Source organism: Mesorhizobium sp. P2_D6, from assembly GCF_056404315.1.
On sequence record NZ_JBFUEG010000050.1, the window covers coordinates 1 to 5745 of the forward strand.

Sequence of the window (5745 nt, forward strand, 5' to 3'; positions counted from 1 at the left end):
TGAAATCCACCTCTGGTTCGATGGCATGAGAGCGATTCTTTAGGGTTACCGTTCCTATGGAATAGCTGCGGTTGACCCACAGGAAAAGCGAGCCAAGGCGTTTCCCGAGCGGATGCCAGGCCGACTTGGCGACCGCAGAGATTGCCATATCCGTCGAAGGACACCTGTCGTAACCCGAGGAGTAACGTGCATGCATCTGAATGTGACCACTCACATTGGCTGCCATGCGATTGTTCGGCTCCAGATATGTGATGTCCCGGGTGTTGGCCAAGGCCTCCAGGAACATCCGGGGATAGCGATCTCGGCACTGATTCGCGAGGAGGTTGATCACGTTTACGCCTTCCGCAGCACCCTCCAGCATGGCTGTTGCCGGAGCCAGGAAATGCACATGGGTATCGGCGGTGACCCAGCCGTCTTCACACCAGTGCAGCACCTTCTCGAGCTCTACGGTAATGAGCTCTGTTTCTGCCAATGCTCGGTGCTGTAGTTCGCGAACCATCGTGGATTTGGATTGCGGTTGCCGTTTGCCGGAGCAAGGTATTCACCAGCGGAACTGTGCACGTGAAGCTTTATGTAATCCGCCGCGTGCTCGTTTAGCTGGCCGATTCCCCGCATCGGATAGATCAGCCCATTTTGGTCGGGGGAAAGCGGACGAATATCGGATGAGTGCAGAAACACGAACCATCGAGCTGCGGTCGGCGACATCTTGGCTGTGACCGGCCGATGTTTGAGAAATACGGGGCGACCAGCTTCGAATGGGATGCCCCAGGCCACAAACGAGCCGCAGTGCGCGAACCGAGCAGCCTGCGTCAGCTCAGCCGAAACATCCGGACGCCGCGCAAGCTCCTCGAAGGGGACGTTTCCAGCAAAGATGACGGGTCGAAACAGAAGCGACCAGCAAGTCGTTCTTTTGGACTCAGGTCACAGCCGAGCATCGATTCGACTTGGCAGCTTTGGAAAACATAGCAGTGCGGTCGGGTCGCCCAAGGCGGGAAACTTCAGCCCCAACTCTGCCATGTCGGTGTAGAGAGGCGTGTCGAGCGCAGGCATGCGTTCGATGGAACTAATTAATTAGATGGGACGATTTCCGTTGGTGGATCGACGGCGTCGCCCAGTGCAACATTCCCTCAGAGCTTGCTGGTGACGATGTCGAATTCCTTGCTGGGATGGCAGCCATTGCCCGGTCCATCTTGGCCATGCAGCGATCTCTCTCTGTCGGCTAATCATCATTCTGTTCGCCCGAATCTGAAGAAATAGTATGTAGCAAATTCAAGTGAGCGCCCCCGCGCGCAATAGTCTCGAGAGGACGCAGGAAACCGGCGCAATTTTTGTTACGCGCCCAGAAGGCCGTCGGCTTGATCAATCCCTGCGGCTGAGAACTGTCTTGACAATTGGTGTTCACTGGAGGGCCGGTCCCGAGCTGATATTTGACAAAGGCGGCGTGGCTCAGCTTCTAGTCTCTGGCCTTTGCGTCGAAGGGTTCAACCAGTTCAAGACTAACGTGCGGTCTCACGCGGTCTCGTCGGGGCAGCTCCACCATGTAGCCGTTCGCGTCGGTCTCGACGAACGGCCAGCTGTCTCGCAATACCGCTTGGGTACAGATTTGTGCCAGCTTGTGAACTCCCGTTAAACTCGCGCCTACGCTGAATTGCTGGCTTCCAGACTCGATACTTATTCCCGTTTTACACCGGCAGTTCGCAGCACTAGTGCGCCTCGGCAAGAAGAACGATGATTTGCGGCGTTAGCCGCGGTCTATTTCGCGAAAACAGGCAATTTGGTCCGTGTAGTGTGATCCACAGGTAGCCCACAGTCCGGAAGAACTCGCCCGACGGTTTCCGGCACTTAGGGCGAGGCGTAGCAATGCGCCTACTGCTGACACAACAGATTGGCTCCATATGGAAGGTTCAGCTACCGTGGCAAGAGGTATAGTAGCGAAAGCGGCAACAGACGGAATGTTTGGCCAGATGAACGGCGAATATTCCGATATCTATGTCAACGGGAAGCTCCAACCGGTCCACTCGCGGGCACGGATTCCCGTTGTGAACCCGGCCGATGAGCGGGAGTTTGCAACCATACCTAACGGCGACAAGGACGACGTTTCTGCGGCGGTAGACGCCGCCCGGGCAGCGTTCGAGAGTTCCGGTTGGCCGCAGTTGCCGCCATCGAAGCGAGCCAACTATTTGCGCAAGCTTGCCCGTGCAATCGACAGTCGCGCCGAGCGACTCGGCGCGACTGTCACCGCTCAAATTGGGATGCCCCTGGCGAGCTCAGTGCAGTCTAATGGGAGTGGCACATCTAAGTACTACGACTATTACGCTGAACTCGCCGACCAGTTCGAAGTCGAGACCGAACGCGTCGGACACGGGCTGCGAACGGTCATTCGAAGAGAGCCGGTAGGTGTTGCCGGACTGATCGTGCCGTGGAACGGTCCTCAGGGAGCAATTGCGTGGAAGCTAGCACCGGCCTTGGCCGCCGGTTGCACGACCGTCATAAAGCCGTCGCCGGAAGCATCGCTTGACTCCTACCTGCTTGCCGAAGCCTTGGACGAGGCGGGCATTCCTCCCGGTGTTGTGAATATCGTCTTCGGCGGACGAGAGACGGGAGCGTTGCTGGCCGCTCACCCGGGCGTCGACAAGGTGTCCTTCACCGGGTCCACGCGCGCGGGGCGTCAAGTTGCGATGGCCTGCGCGGAGCGCTTCGCGCGCGTCACGCTGGAGCTTGGCGGTAAATCGGGGGCGCTGTTGCTCGATGACGCCGATCTTAACACGTTCCTTCCTCTGGTGGCGCCCGCGTGCGTACCGTTCAGCGGTCAAATCTGTCACGCGCTGACTCGCGTAATTGCTCCGCGCGCACGCTACGAGGAAGTGGTCGAGGGAATCGCAGCCAAGATGGCCGGCCTCGTAGTGGGACATCCGCTCGATCCCGCGACGCAGATCGGACCCCTAGTGGCGAGGCGTCAACGCGATCGCGTCGAGGAATACATCGCATCTGGGCGCGCACAGGGTGCCCAGGTCGTGACCGGTGGGGACCGGCCGGTGGCCATGGACGTCGGGTACTACATCCAGCCGACAGTCTTCCGTGACGTGGACAGCGCAATGAGTATCGCTCAGGAGGAGATCTTTGGGCCGGTGGTCTCGGTCATCCCCTACGACAATGACGAGGAGGCGCTCGCGATATGTAACGGCACGACATATGGGCTTGGCGGCGCAGTGTTCACGTCCGATCCCGAGCGCGGGCTGGCGATTGCGCGCCGGATTGCGGCTGGCGTAGTCGGCATCAACCGCTACACACTACACATCGACGCGCCGTTCGGTGGGATCAAAGGCAGTGGTCTCGGCCGCGAGCTTGGGCCAGAGGGATTGGCCGCCTTTCTTGAAACCAAGTCCATATTCCCACCGCAAAAGTGAGAGCAGCTGCTTTGGTGGTTGTGTGCTTGCACAAACGTGAGTGATTTCAGTTCAGAGCGGGCGTTCTGCACGGATTAGTGGCACAAATTGCGAATTTCGAACCGGCGGAGTAGCTTTTCCGGTTTGCCAAACAGGACAACAACATCGCTTCTAATTTTCTTTCGCAAAAATCGCCAAAGTTGGAAGGCGAGACAGCATCAAACCAAGCGGTAGGGAAACTCACATGCCTGTCCTCAATCGCGTTGCCGACCTTCATGATGAAATCACAACCTGGCGCCGCGAGATCCACGCTCACCCAGAGCTGGGCTTCGACGAACACCACACTTCGGCCTTCGTCGCGGAGCGCCTGCGCGAATTCGGCTGCGACGAGGTGGTGACCGGCATTGGCAAGACCGGCGTTGTCGGCATCATCAAGGGCCAGAAAGCCGGTAGCAATGGCAACCTCAAGGTGATCGGATTGCGCGCTGACATGGACGCGCTGCCGATCGAGGAGGCCACTGGTCTGCCCTATACCTCCAGGAACAAGGGCTTGATGCATGCCTGTGGTCATGACGGCCATACCGCGATGCTGTTGGGCGCGGCACGCTACCTTGCCGAAACCCGGAATTTCGTCGGTACGGCGGTCTTGATCTTCCAACCTGCGGAAGAGATCGGGACGGGCGCGCAAGGGATGATCGATGATGGCCTGATGGACCGCTTTGGCATCGAGCAGGTCTATGGCATGCACAACCTTCCGGGCTTGCCGATTGGCTCCTTTGGCATTCTGCAAGGTGCGGTGATGGCGGCGACGGACGGTATCCAGATCAGTATCGAAGGCCGCGGAGGCCATCCCGGGAGCCCGCATCAATGTATCGACGCTATGCAAGCTGGCGCGCAGCTTATCACGGCTCTGCAGCAAATCGTGGCGCAGAACGTCGATCCTTTGGAATCCGCGGCGATTTCGTTCCACGAATTCCATTCCGGAACCCCGCAGCGGGTGATTGCCCAGACAGCAGAGCTGCGAGGCAGCATGCGCGCTCTGACCCCGGAGGTGCGTCAGCTGGTCAAGAAACGAATGGCTGAGGTGGTTGCCGGAATCGCTCAGGTCACTGGCGCGAACATAGTCCTTACCATCGAGGGCAGCAATGCCGCTGTCTTCAATCATCCGGTGCCGACCGAGCTTGCGATGAACGTGGCCAAGGAGGTGGCCGGTGAAGACAACGTGGTCGCGACGCCGCCGATGTTGGTAGCGGAGGATTTTTCGGACTTGGCGAAGCACCGACCCGGCGCCTTCATCTGGTGCGGTAATGGCCAGAGCGCCGGTTTGCACAACGCCGGCTATGACTTCAACGACGAGGCGGTTCTGTACGGGACGTCGTTCTGGATCAAGCTGGTGGAGAACGCGCTTGCGACTTGAGGTGTTGCGGAATCAGTGCGCAGGAATCAGGCCTAATCTGCCTCGCCCTGCATGTCGTTGTGGAAGACATTGTCGAGCAGCGACTGTGCGGAAGCCGGGCCGGCCAACGTCATCATCACCAAGGTCGCGACGCCGAGTGCCGCCATCGCCCTCATAGATAGTTTGTGCGGGAGCCGCGTCGACCTAACGGTGGAGCTTTGGTCCGGTACCGGAGGCGCTACCGACGTCCGCCCGGGGGTTGGCTCAAGCCAGAAGGAAGCTGCGTGGACGAGGTCGGTTGTTCTGGTGAAGAGCACAAGCCAGCCATTCTCGATGAACGAAAGGCGCCGCCCCGCGTGCGGCGAACGCCGTTGCCCCAGATCGTGGTGGCGGCGCAGCATCTCCTCTAATATTAGCTATCGAGCGAACACTCGGCCCAGCATCGGCACGACCCCAGTCCGAAAAAATCGGGATCGGATCGGCACGGCGTCGCGGACCGCCGGAGAAGTACCGTCAGTGCGCTAACACGCACAACCTTCAACATTCGCCGCTGCATAGCTCGGTCGCGTCGTCCCGACCGCCACGCGCAGGACACGCTGTACCTCATGGCCGCGCCTTGACAGCTCTTCGAAAGTCAAGGCCCAGATTCGTACTTGTCTGCGCAGCAGCGACAAGGAACAAGAAAACGTCGTTTTCCTGCGAGCGCAACTCTAAATTTGCGGAAACCAACCATCGGGACGCTGTTACCGTCACGACGCGTCTCACGGCCATTTCGGTGGGGCTATGCGAAAAAGGGAGGAACGACAAGATGAAAAAGCGGCACTATGACAAAAACAGGCGCAATCCCCAGAGACGTGCAGTGCTGAAGGGATTGGCTGCGCTCGGCATAGCGGCAATGGCAATCGCTCCATTTGCCAGTTCAGCCTCGGCGCAGTCCCTACTCGACAAGATCAAAAACGGGGA

At 59.0% G+C, this 5745-nt stretch carries 2 protein-coding genes and 1 pseudogene; 2 read left to right on the forward strand and 1 reads right to left on the reverse strand.

The window, feature by feature from the left end; genetic code table 11:
- Positions 1–247, reverse strand: a pseudogene (locus tag AC1D1L_RS33235) (GMC family oxidoreductase); the annotation flags it as partial.
- 1705 nt (positions 248–1952) lie between these two features.
- On the opposite strand from AC1D1L_RS33235, the gene AC1D1L_RS33240 reads away from it, so the two are divergent.
- Together AC1D1L_RS33240 and AC1D1L_RS33245 are read left to right on the forward strand one after the other, a co-directional pair.
- A complete protein-coding gene (locus tag AC1D1L_RS33240) occupies positions 1953–3407 on the forward strand; it encodes an aldehyde dehydrogenase (protein ID WP_477345714.1) in 1455 nt (484 codons plus the stop codon).
- Positions 3408–3630: 223 nt separating this feature from the next.
- Entirely contained in the window at positions 3631–4803 is a 1173-nt protein-coding gene (locus AC1D1L_RS33245; RefSeq protein ID WP_477345716.1) for a M20 aminoacylase family protein, read from the forward strand.
- Positions 4804–5745 lie beyond the last annotated feature (942 nt).